General features: G+C 61.3%; 15 protein-coding genes. 8 read left to right on the forward strand and 7 right to left on the reverse strand.

Features of this window, described 5'->3' with window-relative positions:
• Nucleotide 1 precedes the first annotated feature (1 nt).
• The 4 genes from ABV589_RS03380 to ABV589_RS03395 all read left to right on the forward strand — a co-directional run bounded on the left by ABV589_RS03380 (nt 2) and on the right by ABV589_RS03395 (nt 5058).
• Nucleotides 2-1060 carry an alpha-ketoacid dehydrogenase subunit beta gene (locus ABV589_RS03380; protein ID WP_003224000.1) on the forward strand — a complete coding sequence of 353 codons (1059 nt, stop codon included), beginning with the start codon at nt 2-4 and terminating at the stop codon, nt 1058-1060.
• Nucleotides 1061-2341 (forward strand): dihydrolipoamide acetyltransferase family protein, encoded by a 1281-nt coding sequence (locus tag ABV589_RS03385; RefSeq protein ID WP_367084864.1) that lies wholly within the window; start codon nt 1061-1063, stop codon nt 2339-2341.
• A 4-nt stretch (nt 2342-2345) separates the two neighbouring features.
• Nucleotides 2346-3719: a dihydrolipoyl dehydrogenase gene (gene lpdA, locus ABV589_RS03390; RefSeq protein WP_367084865.1), complete on the forward strand. Its 1374-nt coding sequence runs from the start codon at nt 2346-2348 to the stop codon at nt 3717-3719.
• A 319-nt stretch (nt 3720-4038) separates the two neighbouring features.
• Nucleotides 4039-5058, forward strand: coding sequence for a branched-chain amino acid aminotransferase (locus ABV589_RS03395; RefSeq protein ID WP_007965596.1), 1020 nt, complete (start codon nt 4039-4041; stop codon nt 5056-5058).
• Nucleotides 5059-5227: 169 nt separating this feature from the next.
• Here ABV589_RS03395 and ABV589_RS03400 read toward each other — a convergent pair whose 3' ends face one another.
• From ABV589_RS03400 to ABV589_RS03410, 3 genes are all read right to left on the reverse strand, one after another.
• Complete coding sequence (locus tag ABV589_RS03400) at nt 5228-6049, reverse strand: TIGR03915 family putative DNA repair protein (RefSeq protein WP_367084866.1); 822 nt, start codon at nt 6047-6049, stop codon at nt 5228-5230.
• A complete protein-coding gene (locus ABV589_RS03405; protein WP_367084868.1) occupies nt 6046-7266 on the reverse strand; it encodes a putative DNA modification/repair radical SAM protein in 1221 nt (406 codons plus the stop codon). The genes ABV589_RS03400 and ABV589_RS03405 overlap by 4 nt, the downstream gene beginning before the upstream one ends.
• 136 nt (nt 7267-7402) lie before the next feature.
• A complete protein-coding gene (locus tag ABV589_RS03410) occupies nt 7403-8161 on the reverse strand; it encodes a metalloregulator ArsR/SmtB family transcription factor (RefSeq protein WP_007965601.1) in 759 nt (252 codons plus the stop codon).
• A 78-nt stretch (nt 8162-8239) separates the two neighbouring features.
• Here ABV589_RS03410 and ABV589_RS03415 point away from each other — a divergent pair, with 78 nt between their 5' ends.
• Nucleotides 8240-9343, forward strand: a complete 1104-nt coding sequence (locus ABV589_RS03415) for a cytochrome P450 (RefSeq protein WP_367084869.1) — start codon at nt 8240-8242, stop codon at nt 9341-9343.
• On the opposite strand, the gene dmeF is transcribed toward ABV589_RS03415, so the two are convergent.
• On the reverse strand, nt 9340-10269 hold the full coding sequence (dmeF, locus tag ABV589_RS03420) for a CDF family Co(II)/Ni(II) efflux transporter DmeF (RefSeq protein WP_367084871.1): 930 nt from the start codon (nt 10267-10269) through the stop codon (nt 9340-9342). The genes ABV589_RS03415 and dmeF overlap by 4 nt on opposite strands.
• A 12-nt stretch (nt 10270-10281) precedes the next feature.
• Nucleotides 10282-10557: a metal/formaldehyde-sensitive transcriptional repressor gene (locus ABV589_RS03425; protein WP_367084872.1), complete on the reverse strand. Its 276-nt coding sequence runs from the start codon at nt 10555-10557 to the stop codon at nt 10282-10284.
• 622 nt (nt 10558-11179) lie between these two features.
• Between ABV589_RS03425 and ABV589_RS03430 the strand changes: the two genes are divergently transcribed.
• Together ABV589_RS03430 and ABV589_RS03435 are read left to right on the forward strand one after the other, a co-directional pair.
• The gene (locus tag ABV589_RS03430; protein WP_367084873.1) at nt 11180-11557 is read left to right on the forward strand and encodes a DUF6124 family protein; all 378 of its coding nucleotides are present in this window, start codon (nt 11180-11182) and stop codon (nt 11555-11557) included.
• A gap of 156 nt (nt 11558-11713) precedes the next feature.
• Entirely contained in the window at nt 11714-11983 is a 270-nt protein-coding gene (locus ABV589_RS03435) for a hypothetical protein (RefSeq protein ID WP_329697335.1), read from the forward strand.
• A gap of 122 nt (nt 11984-12105) precedes the next feature.
• Here ABV589_RS03435 and ABV589_RS03440 read toward each other — a convergent pair whose 3' ends face one another.
• Both ABV589_RS03440 and ABV589_RS03445 read right to left on the reverse strand, forming a co-directional pair.
• On the reverse strand, nt 12106-12444 hold the full coding sequence (locus ABV589_RS03440; protein ID WP_367084874.1) for an FKBP-type peptidyl-prolyl cis-trans isomerase: 339 nt from the start codon (nt 12442-12444) through the stop codon (nt 12106-12108).
• A gap of 189 nt (nt 12445-12633) precedes the next feature.
• Nucleotides 12634-12942 (reverse strand): RcnB family protein, encoded by a 309-nt coding sequence (locus ABV589_RS03445; protein WP_007965617.1) that lies wholly within the window; start codon nt 12940-12942, stop codon nt 12634-12636.
• A 426-nt stretch (nt 12943-13368) separates the two neighbouring features.
• Between ABV589_RS03445 and ABV589_RS03450 the strand changes: the two genes are divergently transcribed.
• Nucleotides 13369-14661 carry an MFS transporter gene (locus ABV589_RS03450; protein ID WP_367084876.1) on the forward strand — a complete coding sequence of 431 codons (1293 nt, stop codon included), beginning with the start codon at nt 13369-13371 and terminating at the stop codon, nt 14659-14661.
• Nucleotides 14662-14667 lie beyond the last annotated feature (6 nt).

A 14667-nucleotide genomic window follows, 5' to 3' on the forward strand; every position in this document is an offset into this window, starting at 1 on the left:
CATGAACGATCACAACAACAATATTCAGTTGGAAACCGCCATGACCACGACCACCATGACCATGATCCAGGCCCTGCGCTCGGCCATGGATGTGATGCTTGAGCGTGACGACAATGTGGTGGTGTTCGGGCAGGACGTCGGCTACTTCGGCGGCGTATTCCGTTGCACCGAAGGCCTGCAGACCAAGTACGGCACCTCGCGGGTATTCGACGCGCCGATCTCCGAAAGCGGCATCGTCGGCGTGGCCGTGGGCATGGGCGCTTACGGCCTGCGTCCGGTGGCCGAGATCCAGTTCGCCGACTACGTCTACCCCGCTTCCGACCAGATCATTTCCGAAGCGGCACGCCTGCGTTATCGCTCGGCCGGCGAGTTCACCGCGCCGATGACCCTGCGCATGCCCTGCGGCGGCGGCATCTACGGCGGCCAGACCCACAGCCAGAGCATCGAGGCGATGTTCACTCAGGTCTGCGGCCTGCGCACCGTGATGCCGTCCAACCCGTACGACGCCAAGGGCCTGCTGATCGCCTCCATCGAAAACGATGACCCGGTGATTTTCCTCGAGCCTAAGCGCCTGTACAACGGCCCCTTCGACGGCCACCACGACCGCCCGGTAACCCCGTGGTCGAAACACCCGCAAGCCCAGGTGCCGGACGGCTACTACACCGTGCCGCTGGATGTTGCCGCCATCACCCGTCCGGGCAAGGACGTGACCGTGCTGACCTACGGCACCACCGTTTACGTCTCGCAAGTGGCCGCCGAAGAATCCGGCGTTGACGCCGAAGTCATCGACCTGCGCAGCCTGTGGCCGCTGGATCTGGAAACCATCGTCAAGTCGGTGAAGAAAACCGGCCGCTGCGTGGTGGTACACGAAGCCACGCGCACCTGCGGTTTTGGCGCCGAGCTGGTGTCGCTGGTGCAAGAGCATTGCTTCCATCACCTGGAAGCGCCGATCGAACGCGTCACCGGTTGGGACACCCCCTACCCGCACGCGCAAGAGTGGGCGTATTTCCCAGGGCCGTCCCGAGTGGGCGCGGCGTTGAAACGGGTCATGGAGGTCTGAATGGGCACGCACGTTATCAAGATGCCGGACATCGGCGAAGGCATCGCAGAAGTCGAACTGTCGCAGTGGCACGTCAAGGTCGGCGACCTGGTGGTTGAAGACCAGGTGCTGGCGGACGTGATGACCGACAAGGCAATGGTCGACATTCCGTCGCCGGTCCACGGCAAGGTGATTGCCCTCGGCGGTCAGCCGGGTGAAGTGATGGCGGTCGGCAGTGTGCTGATCAGCATCGAAGTTGAAGGCGCCGGAAACCTGAAAGAGTCCGCCGCGCCAGCACCGGTTGCTGCGAAGGAAGCACCTGCTGCGCCGACAGTTGAAACAGCTGTCGAGAGCAAACCTGTGGCTGCTGCCGCATCGCGCCCGGCACCGGTTTGCCAAGGCCCGATGGTTGCCCGCGAGGCGGATGAACGTCCGCTGGCCTCGCCGGCCGTGCGCAAACATGCGCTGGATCTGGGCATTCAGCTGCGTTTGGTACGCGGTTCCGGCCCGGCCGGTCGTGTGCTGCACGAAGACCTCGAGGCCTATCTGGCGCAAGGTCAATCGAATGCTTCGGCGCCGGCAGCCGCCGCTTACGCCCAGCGCAACGACGAAGAACAGATTCAAGTGATCGGCATGCGCCGCAAGATTGCCCAGCGCATGCAGGACGCCACCCAGCGTGCCGCGCACTTCAGCTACGTCGAGGAAATCGACGTCACCGCGATTGAAGAGCTGCGCGCGCATCTGAATGAAAAACACGGTGCCAGCCGGGGCAAGTTGACCTTGCTGCCGTTCCTCGTCCGCGCATTGGTCGTTGCCCTGCGCGACTTCCCGCAGATGAACGCCCGTTACGACGACGAAGCCCAGGTCATCACCCGCCTCGGCGCGGTGCATGTCGGTGTCGCCACGCAAAGCGATGTCGGCCTGATGGTGCCGGTGGTGCGACACGCCGAAGCGCGCAGCCTGTGGGACAGCGCCGCGGAAATCTCGCGCCTGGCTAACGCCGCACGCAATGGCAAGGCCAGCCGCGATGAACTGTCCGGCTCGACCATCACCCTGACCAGCCTCGGTGCGCTGGGCGGTATCGTCAGCACCCCGGTGCTGAACCTGCCGGAAGTGGCAATCGTCGGCGTGAACAAAATCGTCGAACGCCCGATGGTCGTCAAAGGCCAGGTGGTGATCCGCAAGATGATGAACCTCTCCAGCTCCTTCGATCACCGCGTGGTCGACGGCATGGACGCGGCGCTCTTCATCCAGACCATCCGTGGTCTGCTCGAACAACCCGCGACCCTGTTTGTGGAGTGACGCAATGCAAACCTTGAACACCACGCTGCTGATCATCGGCGGCGGCCCCGGTGGTTACGTCACGGCGATTCGCGCCGGACAACTGGGCATTTCGACGATTCTGGTCGAAGGCCAGTCGCTCGGTGGTACCTGCCTGAACATCGGCTGCATTCCGTCCAAAGCGTTGATTCACGTGGCCGAGCAGTTCCACCAAACCCGCCATCACAGCCAGCATTCGGCGCTGGGTATCAGCGTTTCGGCGCCGACCCTCGACATCAGCAAAAGCGTCGAGTGGAAGGACGGCATCGTCGATCGCCTGACCACCGGCGTCGCCGCACTGCTGAAAAAGAACAAGGTTCAGGTCATCAATGGCTGGGCCAAGGTCATCGACGGCAAAACCGTGGAGGTCGGCGACACGCGCATTCAGTGCGAGCATCTGGTGCTGGCGACCGGTTCGACCAGCGTCAACCTGCCGATCCTGCCAATCGGCGGGCCGATCATCTCCTCCACCGAAGCGCTGGCACCGAAGTCCGTGCCTAAACGTCTGGTGGTGGTGGGCGGCGGTTACATCGGTCTGGAGTTGGGCATTGCCTATCGCAAGCTCGGCGCCGATGTCAGTGTGGTCGAGGCGCAGGACCGTATCCTGCCGGCCTACGACGCCGAACTGACCCAACCGGTGCACGAAGCGCTGAAGCAACTGGGCGTGAAGCTCTATCTCAAGCACAGCGTGCTGGGTTTCGACGGCACCTTGCAGGTGCGTGACCCGAACGGCGACACCCTGAACCTGGAAACCGATCAGGTGCTGGTGGCGGTCGGTCGCAAGCCGAACACTCAGGGCTGGAACCTCGAAGCGCTGAACCTGGACATGAACGGCTCGGCGATCAAGATCGACATCCGCTGCCAGACCAGCATGCGTAACGTCTACGCCATCGGCGACCTGAGCGGCGAACCGATGCTCGCGCACCGGGCCATGGCTCAGGGCGAGATGGTTGCCGAGCTGATCAGCGGCAAATCCCGCGAATTCAACCCCACTGCTATCGCTGCCGTGTGCTTCACCGACCCGGAACTGGTGGTGGTCGGCCAGACCCCGGACGAGGCCAAGGCTGCCGGGCTGGACTGCATCGTTTCCAGCTTCCCGTTCGCCGCCAACGGTCGGGCGATGACCCTGGAGTCGAAAAGCGGCTTCGTGCGGGTAGTCGCGCGGCGTGACAATCATCTGATTGTTGGCTGGCAAGCAGTGGGCGTTGGGGTTTCGGAGTTGTCGACCGCGTTCGCGCAAAGCCTGGAAATGGGCGCGCGTCTGGAAGACATCGGCGGCACCATCCATGCGCACCCGACCTTGGGCGAAGCGGTGCAGGAAGCGGCGTTGCGGGCTTTGGGGCATGCGTTGCACCTGTAACGCCCAGCTTCTGTGGCGAGGGAGCTTGCTCCCGCTGGGCTGCGTAGCGGCCCCAAACCCTGCCATTGCGGTACATCTGATGTACCGCGATGGCCGGCTTTACCAGTGCTGCGCACTGGAGCGGGAGCAAGCTCCCTCGCCACAAAAGAGCAGAAAGATAGAGGAATGATGGGAATTTAATAAGCAAGCTACGATTTTTGCCTATCCCCCCATCGTCCGGGCTGCGAAACCGCTCAAGAATGAAGTATTGTTGTGCCCATCCAAAAAAACGTCAGAAGCCTTGAACCGTTTCGGCGGTTGTTCAGTGATAGAGGGTGTCATGGGTAACGAAAGCATCAATTGGGACAAGCTGGGTTTTGACTACATCAAGACCGACAAACGCTATCTGTCGTACTTTCGCAATGGCGAGTGGGACAAAGGCACCCTGACCGAAGACAACGTGCTGCACATCAGCGAAGGCTCGACGGCCCTTCACTATGGCCAGCAGTGCTTCGAAGGCCTGAAGGCCTATCGTTGCAAGGACGGCTCGATCAACCTGTTCCGTCCGGACCAGAACGCCGCGCGCATGCAACGCAGCTGCGCCCGCCTGCTGATGCCGCACGTCTCCACCGAGCAGTTCATCGAAGCGTGCAAGGACGTGGTTCGCGCCAACGAGCGCTTCATCCCGCCATACGGCACCGGCGGCGCGCTGTACCTGCGTCCGTTCGTGATCGGCGTGGGTGACAACATCGGCGTGCGTACTGCGCCGGAGTTCATCTTCTCGGTATTCGCGATCCCGGTTGGCGCCTACTTCAAGGGCGGCCTGACCCCGCACAACTTCCAGATTTCCAGCTTCGACCGCGCCGCGCCACAAGGCACCGGTGCGGCCAAGGTCGGTGGCAACTACGCCGCCAGCCTGATGCCGGGCTCCCAGGCCAAGAAAGCGCACTTCGCTGACGCCATCTACCTGGATCCGCTGACCCACAAGAAGATCGAGGAAGTCGGTTCGGCCAACTTCTTCGGGATCACCCACGACAACAAGTTCATCACCCCGAACTCGCCGTCGGTGCTGCCAGGCATCACCCGCCTGTCGCTGATCGAACTGGCGAAAACCCGTCTGGGCCTGGAAGTGGTTGAAGGCGACGTGCTGATCGACAAGCTGTCGGACTTCAAGGAAGCCGGCGCCTGCGGTACCGCTGCGGTGATCACGCCGATTGGTGGCATCAGCTACAACGACCACCTGCACGTGTTCCACAGCGAAACCGAAGTCGGCCCGGTCACCCAGAAGCTCTACAAAGAACTGACGGGTGTGCAGACCGGCGACATCGAAGCGCCAGCAGGCTGGATCGTCAAGGTTTGATCTGACGGTTAGATGTACAAAAGCCCTCCATCAAGTGATTGATGGGGGGCTTTTTCGTTCTGAGGATCAAGATCAAAAGATCGTCCGAACGCGGCCCGAGCCTGCGGCAGCTCCTACACAGATATCCTGTAGGAGCTGCCGCAGGCTGCGATCTTTTGATCTTTTGATTCTATTTCAACGCAATCCGCTTCCCGCCTCGCGCAGCAATCCCGCTCGCCTGTCCATTCTGCTGCTTGCCCATCCGCGCCTGGGTAATCAGCCCGGGAATCAACTCCCCTTCCGGCAGATTCTTCCAGAACCGCACCGGCAAATGCCCTTGCATGACCTTCTCGTTCAACCTCGCCGGATTGAAGATGTGGCTGTAGTACGTCAGCCATAGCTCGCCGTGCGGATCATCGATGTTCTGCGCCAGTTGCTGCCACTCCAGCGGGCACTGGCGCTGATGAATCAACTGTTCGCCATCGTAATACACCCCGTCACGCGGGGTGGCAATCAACCAGCGATGGCGGCCCATGCGCCTGACGAAATGTTCGCTGGCGCTGTGCAGGATGTCGTGGGCCGGTTCGTGCCACGCCACGTATTGCGGGCCTGGCTGATCCTGCGGGCGTTCGATGAACCGCACGAACGCGTGCAAATGGTGGGCTTCGCGGTGTACCTGCTTGATCCGCCGCTGCAACTCGCTGCCGAGTTTGTCACCGGCCATCATCGCTGTGCGGTCGCCGTGGCTGACTCGCCACAGCACTTCATACAGCAGACTCCAGCGCTGGTCGCCCCGGTAGCGCGCGGCTTGCTCCAGGGTATCGAGCAGCGCACGGGGGATGCGTGCCTGAAACGGCCCCTGCCCCTCGGGCACCGACACGTCACTGGCAAACAGGTCGCTGACACCCTCCGACGCCCAGCTCACCAGACTCGGGTCGACTTCATGGCTGAGCAGCCAGCGCGCCTGTTGGCGCCAGGTGTCGAACAGGTCGTCGCAATCGAGATTGATCATCCCCATAACCCCATCTGCTGCGGCTGCGGCCGGTCGCGCAGTTGCTGGTAGAGCATGTGGCTGGTGACCTCCGCCTGCTGCGGATGGTAATCGCTGGTGATGATGAACGGCTTGGCCTTGGCCAAAACACAGCGCATGCGTGCCACGTCTTCGTAACGGATGCGCCGTTGCTGGCGCAATTGCACCAGACGTTCGGTGGTACGCAGGCCGATGCCCGGAATACGCGCGATCAGCGACGGCTCGGCGCGGTTCAGGTCCAGCGGAAACACGTCGCGATTCTGCAGCGCCCAGGCCAGTTTCGGGTCGATGTCCAGCGCCAGATTACCCGGGCCCTTGAGCAACTCATCAGCGTTGTAGCCGTAGCTGCGCAAGAGGAAATCAGCCTGATACAGACGGTGTTCGCGCATCAGCGGTGGCGCGGCCAGTGGCACGCTTTTCGGACTGTCGGGAATCGGGCTGAAGGCCGAATAGTAGACGCGCCGCAAGCGGTAGTTGCCATACAACGACTGCGCGCTGTGCAGGATCGTGCTGTCGTCGGTGTCATCGGCGCCGACGATCATTTGCGTACTCTGCCCGGCGGGGGCGAATTTTGCCGAACGCGGTTCGTTGAGCACCGTTTGCACGCCGGTGTAAATGGTGTTCATCGCCTGCTTGATCGAGCCGATCTGCTTCTCCGGCGCCAGGGTTTGCAGGCTGGCATCGGTGGGCAGTTCGATATTGACGCTGAGACGGTCGGCATAGCGCCCGGCCTCCTCGATCAACGCCGGGTCGGCCTCGGGAATGGTCTTGAGGTGGATGTAGCCGCGAAACTCGTGCTGTTCGCGCAACAGCTTTGCCACGCGCACCAGTTGTTCCATGGTGTAGTCCGCCGAGCGGATGATCCCTGAACTGAGAAACAGCCCGCTGACGCAGTTGCGTCGGTAGAAATCCAGGGTCAGCGTCACCACTTCCTCGGGGGTGAAGCGTGCACGCGGCACATCGCTGGAGCGGCGGTTGACGCAGTACTGGCAGTCGTAGAGACAGAAGTTGGTCAGGAGGATTTTCAGCAGCGATACGCAGCGACCATCCGGCGTATAGCTGTGGCAGATACCCATGCCATCGGTCGAACCCAGCCCGCTCTTGCCTTCGGAGCTACGCTTGGGCGCGCCGCTGCTGGCGCAGGAGGCGTCGTACTTGGCGGCGTCGGCGAGAATGCTGAGCTTGTCGATGATTTGCATGGCGCGGGCTCTTTACTGTGTGGATATACAGTATAGGTCCGAGCACGGGGTTACAAGGTGCTAGAGCGCACCTCGTCGGGCGGAAGCTCAAGATCAAAAGATCGCAGCCTTCGGCAGCTCCTACATCGATTGAGATTTATCGGAGGTTCGTGATTACTGTAGGAGCTGCCGAAGGCTGCGATCTTTTGATTTTCGCGTCTAACGGCAACTCAAGACCAAACCGCAGGCCCATTTCCTTTCGCCCCGCCACGGTCAGCGCCAACGCCCGACTGTCCAGATCCTGCGTCACCCATTTGCGTTTCAACGCCATCTGCAACAACGCCGCGCCCAACGAACCGCCCAGATGCGGCCGGCGCATGCTCCAGTCCAGGCACGGGCAAGCAAACTTGCGGCGCAGGGTACTCAAATCCTGAACCTCGATACCCAAACCCTCAAACAACGCCTCACCACTGTCGCTCAGCCGATAAGCGCGCTCGTCGGTTTCCACCAGCCATCCCGCCTCAAGCATGCGGTCGTGCAGCAACACCGCCAGCGTGCCGGCCATGTGGTCGTAGCAGGCGCGGGCGAATTGCAGGCGATCCGGGGTGTGCGGCTTGAAGCTCGGCGCGGCGTTCTGGCCGATCACCATCAACGCTTCCAGCGCCTGCGCCACGCGCTGATCGGCGAGGCTGTAATAACGATGGCGGCCCTGCACATGCAGGCGCACCAGCGATAGATCCTTGAGTTTGGCCAGGTGTGCACTGGCGGTGGAAGCGCTGACCTCGGCAACGGCGGCCAATTCAGTGCTGGTGCGGGCGTGGCCGTCCATCAGCGAGCAGAGGATCTTCGTGCGTGCCGGTTCGGCGATGGCGGCCGCCACCTGCGAAACGCCGATGTCTTGATGTTCTGCGTGCATATTTCGCTCCCCGACGAATCGTCGTCGCTGCGAACTGAAGATACTCGCATCACTTTCCCGACGACAAGGCTGTGAACCATGGACCCGATCATCGCTGCGACGCATGCCGATCCCTACCCCTACTACGCCAAACTACGCGCCGAGGGCGGACTGACCTTTGATCATGGATTGAAGCTGTGGGTCGCCAGCAGCGCCCGAGCAGTGTGTGCGGTGCTGGCGCATGCCGATTGTCGGGTGCGACCGCTGCAGGAGCCGGTGCCCAAGGCGATTGCCTCGGGGCTGGCCGGCAAGGTGTTCGGGCAGTTGATGCGGATGAACGATGGCGAACGTCAACGCTGTCCGCGTGCGGCAATCGAGCCGTCACTGCAGTTGATAGATGACGAGCAAGTACAGGCACTGGTGGCCGCGCGTCTGATGACAGCGGACGCCGACGGCTTGTATAAGGCGATGTTTCGCGGCCCGGTGTGTGTGGTCGCGGCGCTGCTCGGCTTCACCCCGGCGCAGGGCCGGGCCATCAGTGAGCTGACCGCGGATTTCGTCGCCTGCCTGTCGCCGCTGAGTAATGATCTGCAACTGGCGGCGGCGCATGCGGCGGCGGAGCATTTGCACGGATATTTCATCGAGTTGCTGGCCGAAGCCGATAGCGAGTTGCTCAAGGCTATCGAGCAGCGATTTGCCGGTGACGGGGAAAGCCTGATCGCCAACCTGATCGGTCTCTGTTCGCAGACGTTTGAAGCAACTGCCGGGCTAATCGGCAATGCACTGTTAGTGCTGCGACGTCAGCCCGAGTTGCGCGATGCCTCTGTGGACGCGCTGTTGGCCGAGGTTCAGCGCTTTGATCCGCCAGTGCAGAACACTCGGCGGTTTGTCGCGCAGACTTGTGAGATCGATGGTGTGCGGCTTGAGGCCGGCGAAGTGATTCTGTTGCTGCTGGCCTCGGCCAACCGCGATCCTTTGTTGAATGCAGAGCCCGAGCGGTTTCTGCTGGATCGTCCTGACCGGCGCAGTTTCAGTTTTGGCAGCGGGCGGCATCAGTGTCCGGGGCAGACACTGGCGCTGAGCATTGCCGCTGCGACTGTCAGAAAAATCCTTGATCAGGGTATGAATCTGCAACAACTGACGTGGCATTACCGCCCATCCCTCAATGGGCGGATACCACTGTTCGACGCGCTACAGCCTTAGGCGCTGCGCAGCTCGATGGTCAGGTGCGACAACTCATGCACCGGCGCCAGCCGCTCGCGAATCGCCTCCGCCGTCACACCCGCCGCCGCGACCACACTGACAATCGCCGCCCGCGACTGCGGGCCGACCTGCCAGACATGCAGATCGCTGATGCGCACATCGTCAGAGGTTTCCAGCAGCTCGCGGATCTCCGCTGCCACCGGCTCGTCGGTGGTGTCGAGCAGCACCGCGGCGCTATCGCGCATCAGGTTGTAGGCCCACTTCGCGATGACAATCGAGCCGACAATCCCCATCGCCGGGTCCAGCCATACCCAACCGAGATAGCGCCCGGCCAGCAACGCGGCAATCGCCAGCACAGAGGTCAGGGCGTCGGCCAGCACATGGACGTAGGCCGAGCGCAGGTTGTTGTCGTGATGGTGATGATGATCGTGGCCGTGGTCATGCTGATGGCCGTGGTCATGGCCGTGATGGCCCATCAACAGGAAGGCGCTGAGGATGTTTACGCCTAGCCCGACGATGGCAATCACTGTCGCTTCGCCGAATGCCACGCTGGTCGGTTCGAACAACCGAAAAACCGACTCGCCGGCAATGCCCAGCGACACCAGGCCCAGCACCATGGCTGAGGCGAAACCGGCCAGATCGCCGACCTTGCCGGTGCCGAAACTGTAACGGCGGTTGTTGGCATTGCGCCGGGCGAATCCGTAGGCCGCCGCAGCGATGCCCAACGCGCCGGCATGGGTCGCCATGTGAAAACCGTCGGCCAGCAGGGCCATGGAGCCGGTGAGGTAACCGGCGGCGATCTCGCCGATCATCATCACGAAGGTCAGCGCCACCACCCACAGAGTGCGGCGGGCGTTTTCGTCGTGGGACGCGCCGAGGAACTGGTGATCGTGGCTGAAACGGTCAGCGTTTGGGGTCAGGCTCATGATGCGTGTGCTCTATTTGGCATAACGGCGGATGGCTTGCAGCAGATCTTCCGCGCCCTGGGCGCGCTGTTCGTCAGTGAGATCGGGATGGGCCACGTGCTCACGGGTGTGGGCCTCGATGAACTGCTCCATCAACCCGTTGACCGCCCCACGAATCGCCGCCACCAGATGCAAGGTCTTGGAACAATCGGCATCGCCCTCCAGAGCTTTTTCAACGGCCAGCACCTGCCCGGCAATCCGCCGCACGCGGTTGAGCAGCTCGTCTTTGTGTTCGTGAATGTGCGACATACCTATACCCCCTACCCCTATATGGCAGGCATGGTCGCCGATGGCTTGGGTAATCGCAAGTTCGGTGAGCATTCAAGGGATGAACGGGATGCTGAAAGCGACTTCAATCTCCTGTAGGAGTGAGCCTGCTCGCGATAGCGATATGTCTGATCACATAGATGTTGAATGTGCCGCCCTCATCGCGAGCAAGCTCACTCCTACATCAGTTTGGTGGTGTTGCCTGCTCTGCGCCGGACGCAGACTCCCCTGTAGGGGCCAGCCTGCTGGCGATGTCACGCTGAAAAATGCAGCATCATTTCGGCATCATCCAGCAGGCTACATCGCCTTGCGCCTTTGCCTACAACTACGCCAGAATCCGTCGGCTTGTGCGGTTTGGGGGGCGTCGGTAACGTGGTTCGCGTCACTGAATGGTCAGTGATCGGGTTTAGTCGCTCGGTGTTACCTCAAGTTCGCAAGCTGTTATTCAGTCAGGCATCTCTACGCCTGCGCTCAATGGCGGCTGTGCGCAGGGCGCTCTCGGGCGCGCCGGTAATGCTTGGGTACTGGTCGACTAACCTGCGTACAGCTGCCACCTATTGTTTAGTCGCAAGTACGTGTCAGCCTCATTGAGGTTACCCAGCAAATGTTTAAAGTGACGCCAAATCCGCCTGAAGCGGACGCAATACCTGACCCCGAATCAACGTCCCCCTACTCCGACCCCAATTCCAGAAAACTTCACGAAGCCGCCGAACGCGCCCTCGACCACTACCTGAAACCGCCATCCCCACAACCGCGCAAACCCAGCCACATGTTCGTTGTCGCGCCAGACATGCACAACGAAGAGCTTCTGGCCCACGCCTGCGAATCCATGGCCTCGGCCAGCATCATGCTCAGCGACTTCGCCAGCCTCCTCGACACGCCCTACCGCAACACCCTGCTCGGCATCCAGCAAGTGGTGATGCTAGGCGAACTCGCCGTCAACCGTGCCCTCGACAACCTCGAGCCCCCGATCAGAAATTGAAAAGCGTCCCTGTGGCGAGGGAGCTTGCTCCCGCTCGGCTGCGCAGCAGTCGAAAATCCGGACTCGATTCAGAACGATGGGGCTTGGGGTCGCTTCGCAACCCAGCGGGAGCAAGCTCCCTCGCCACAAGGAAAACGGCGCAAAGGAGAATTTCACATGACCAATAAAACAGATGCCCACGTCGTCGCCGCATTAGTCGCCATGGGCCTCAACGAACGGGATCGACGCTGGGCGCAGAACGCATGCCTGGTGTTGTTTGAAAGCGAGCGGGAAACAATTGTGGCCTCGGCCGTGGCCGCTCTGGGGAAACTCGACGAGCTTGAAATGGAGGCTGTACTCCCAGCGCTGCAGCGGGTGAAACGCCGGTTTCCGTCACTTGCAAGGACAGTGGCTGAGACGCTGGACGCGATGGCAATTGCAGCCTGAGTGATCGTGGCGAGGGGGATCGCGAAGCGATACCTCAAGAGAAGGCCTGCTGCGCAGTCCATCGGGGATAAATCCCCTCGCCACAGATTGCATGGACATTGATTGATCGGCGTTTAGCCGCCTCAATCCTCCCGCGTCAAAACCTCCAGCAATTCAATCTCGAACACCAGATTCGAATTCGGCGGAATCTTGCCCATCGTTCGCTCGCCGTAGCCCAAATGCGCCGGCACCAGCAGTTTGCGCTTGCCGCCCACTTGCATCCCCATCAGCCCTTGATCCCAGCCCTTGATCACCCGGCCCGTGCCAATCACGCACTGGAAAGGTTTGCCACGGCTGTGGGAAGAATCGAACTCGCTGCCGTCTTCCAGCCAGCCAGTGTATTGGGTGGTAATCAGCGCGCCTTTGACGGCAGACTTGCCCTCGCCCACTTGGAGTTCGATTACCTGCAGTTCATCCGTCATGACATTCACTCAATTGCTTAACTGGCGGCCGTTTTCCCAGAAATGCCGGTGATTGGCAAGCCGATGGCGCAGAGCAACGCTATTACCCCGCGGATTGTGAATCTGGCGATGCAGGAGGCCAGACACCGCAGGATTTTGGGGCGGGAAGCCCTGCACGAGTGCATGCGCAGGGCCTTTGAGTCGGGGGGATTAACGCTCGACAGGTTGCATCTCAACGATAGTGCCATTGGTGATCATGACCATCACGTACTTGTCATTGATCTGCACCCACTGCGCCTGGTCGATCGGTGCTTTCAAACCTTTCTGTTTCCAGTTCTTCAGTGCTTTGTCACTGCGCTGATAGATGTCCGGGGCGCGGTCGTTGACCTTCAATTCACGGTCGCTGGTCGGCGACTGGACGGTGGGTTCGCTTGAGGTTTGCGCCGCTTGAACAAGTGGGCTGATCCCGGCAATGCCGGCGACGAGGGCCAGGCTGGCGATTAGGGTTTTGCTGTTCATCGGTGAACCTCCTTCAGATGGGTGATGCCTGTACTCCGACTGCTGAGTCAGGAAATCATTCCTTGTTTTTTTGCCTGGGCTGGTTAGGGGATTGTAGTTGGCAGGCAGAACGTCATCGCTGGCAAGCCAGCTCCCACAGGTTTTTTTGGCGGTGCCGGAACAGTGGGCACACCGCAGAAACGGTGGGAGCTGGCTTGCCAGCGATGGCGTCGGCATATGCAACATCTCCACGACTGACACACCGCTTTCGCGAGCAGGCTGGCTCCCACAGGTTAGACGGTATTTTCAGGATTGATCCGCTTTGCACATCAATCCATGCCAACAATGCAATTAACATCCGGTTACACCTGCGCGACCATCCGCCGCAATAACAACCGTGCGCCGCTTCCACGTCGCGCACGTCATAAAAGCGGTGGAGATTTTTCTATGACAGCCTCAATCCCACACGGCGGCTCGCGAGCCGGCGCCATTTTCCGGGTCACCTCGGGCAACTTCCTCGAACAGTTCGACTTCTTTCTGTTCGGCTTCTACGCCACGCAGATTGCGGCGGTGTTCTTCCCGGCGAGCAGTGAGTTCGCTTCACTGATGATGACTTTTGCCGTATTCGGCGCAGGCTTTCTGATGCGTCCGCTGGGGGCGATCGTGCTCGGCGCCTACATCGATGACGTCGGTCGGCGCAAAGGTCTGATCGTCACCCTGTCGATCATGGCCAGCGGCACGATCCTGATTGTGCTGGTGCCCGGATACGAGACCATTGGTCTGTTCGCCCCGGCCCTGGTGCTGATCGGACGACTGTTGCAAGGCTTCTCCGCCGGTGCGGAACTGGGCGGTGTTTCGGTGTACCTGTCCGAAATCGCCACGCCCGGCCGCAAGGGCTTTTTCACGGCCTGGCAGTCGGCCAGTCAGCAGGTGGCGATCATTGTCGCTGCGGCGTTGGGCTATGCGCTGAACGCGTGGATGGCGCCGAGCGTGGTGGCCGATTGGGGCTGGCGCATTCCGTTTTTCGTCGGTTGCATGATCGTGCCGTTCATCTTCCTGCTGCGCCGTAACCTGGCGGAGACCGAAGAATTCGCTGCACGCAAACACCGCCCGAGCATGAAGGAAGTGTTCCGCACCCTCGGTCAGAACTGGGGCGTGGTGCTCGGTGGCATGCTGATGGTCGCGCTGACCACCACCGCGTTCTATCTGATTACGGTGTACGCGCCGACCTTCGGCAAAACCGTGCTGCACCTGAGCACTTCCGATGCACTGTTGGTGACCTTGCTGGTCGGCGTATCGAACTTCTTCTGGCTGCCGATTGGCGGCATGTTGTCCGACCGCATCGGCCGGCGCCCGGTGCTGATCGCCATGGCGCTGCTGGCCCTGGCCAGTACCTATCCGGCGCTGTCGTACCTGGTGCAGGCGCCGAGCTTCAGTCACATGTTGCTGTCGCTGCTGTGGCTGTCGTTCATCTACGGCATGTACAACGGCGCGATGATTCCGGCGCTGACCGAGATCATGCCGGTGGAAGTGCGGGTGGCCGGTTTCTCCCTCGCCTACAGCCTGGCGACCGCGATTTTCGGCGGCTTCACCCCGGCGATGTCGACCTTCCTGATCCAGTACACCGGCGACAAAGCGGCACCGGGTTACTGGATGAGCGTCGGCGCACTGTGTGCGTTGTGCGCCACGTTGTACCTCTATCGCCGCGCGGGCGGCCGTTTGCAACCGGTTGCCGCATAAGGAGCA

The organism is Pseudomonas sp. HOU2 (assembly GCF_040729435.1).
GTDB lineage: Bacteria > Pseudomonadota > Gammaproteobacteria > Pseudomonadales > Pseudomonadaceae > Aquipseudomonas.

Bases quoted from the DNA above. Each gene is read 5' to 3' on its own strand.
- ABV589_RS03440 (WP_367084874.1), bottom strand. From the start codon at position 12,444: ATGACGGATGAACTGCAGGTAATCGAACTCCAAGTGGGCGAGGGCAAG.
- ABV589_RS03425 (WP_367084872.1), bottom strand. From the start codon at position 10,557: ATGTCGCACATTCACGAACACAAAGACGAGCTGCTCAACCGCGTGCGG.
- ABV589_RS03380 (WP_003224000.1), top strand. From the start codon at position 2: ATGAACGATCACAACAACAATATTCAGTTGGAAACCGCCATGACCACG.
- ABV589_RS03410 (WP_007965601.1), bottom strand. From the start codon at position 8,161: ATGCACGCAGAACATCAAGACATCGGCGTTTCGCAGGTGGCGGCCGCC.
- ABV589_RS03415 (WP_367084869.1), top strand. From the start codon at position 8,240: ATGGACCCGATCATCGCTGCGACGCATGCCGATCCCTACCCCTACTAC.
- lpdA (WP_367084865.1), top strand. From the start codon at position 2,346: ATGCAAACCTTGAACACCACGCTGCTGATCATCGGCGGCGGCCCCGGT.
- ABV589_RS03385 (WP_367084864.1), top strand. From the start codon at position 1,061: ATGGGCACGCACGTTATCAAGATGCCGGACATCGGCGAAGGCATCGCA.
- ABV589_RS03445 (WP_007965617.1), bottom strand. From the start codon at position 12,942: ATGAACAGCAAAACCCTAATCGCCAGCCTGGCCCTCGTCGCCGGCATT.
- ABV589_RS03450 (WP_367084876.1), top strand. From the start codon at position 13,369: ATGACAGCCTCAATCCCACACGGCGGCTCGCGAGCCGGCGCCATTTTC.
- dmeF (WP_367084871.1), bottom strand. From the start codon at position 10,269: ATGAGCCTGACCCCAAACGCTGACCGTTTCAGCCACGATCACCAGTTC.
- ABV589_RS03430 (WP_367084873.1), top strand. From the start codon at position 11,180: ATGTTTAAAGTGACGCCAAATCCGCCTGAAGCGGACGCAATACCTGAC.
- ABV589_RS03435 (WP_329697335.1), top strand. From the start codon at position 11,714: ATGACCAATAAAACAGATGCCCACGTCGTCGCCGCATTAGTCGCCATG.
- ABV589_RS03395 (WP_007965596.1), top strand. From the start codon at position 4,039: ATGGGTAACGAAAGCATCAATTGGGACAAGCTGGGTTTTGACTACATC.
- ABV589_RS03405 (WP_367084868.1), bottom strand. From the start codon at position 7,266: ATGCAAATCATCGACAAGCTCAGCATTCTCGCCGACGCCGCCAAGTAC.
- ABV589_RS03400 (WP_367084866.1), bottom strand. From the start codon at position 6,049: ATGATCAATCTCGATTGCGACGACCTGTTCGACACCTGGCGCCAACAG.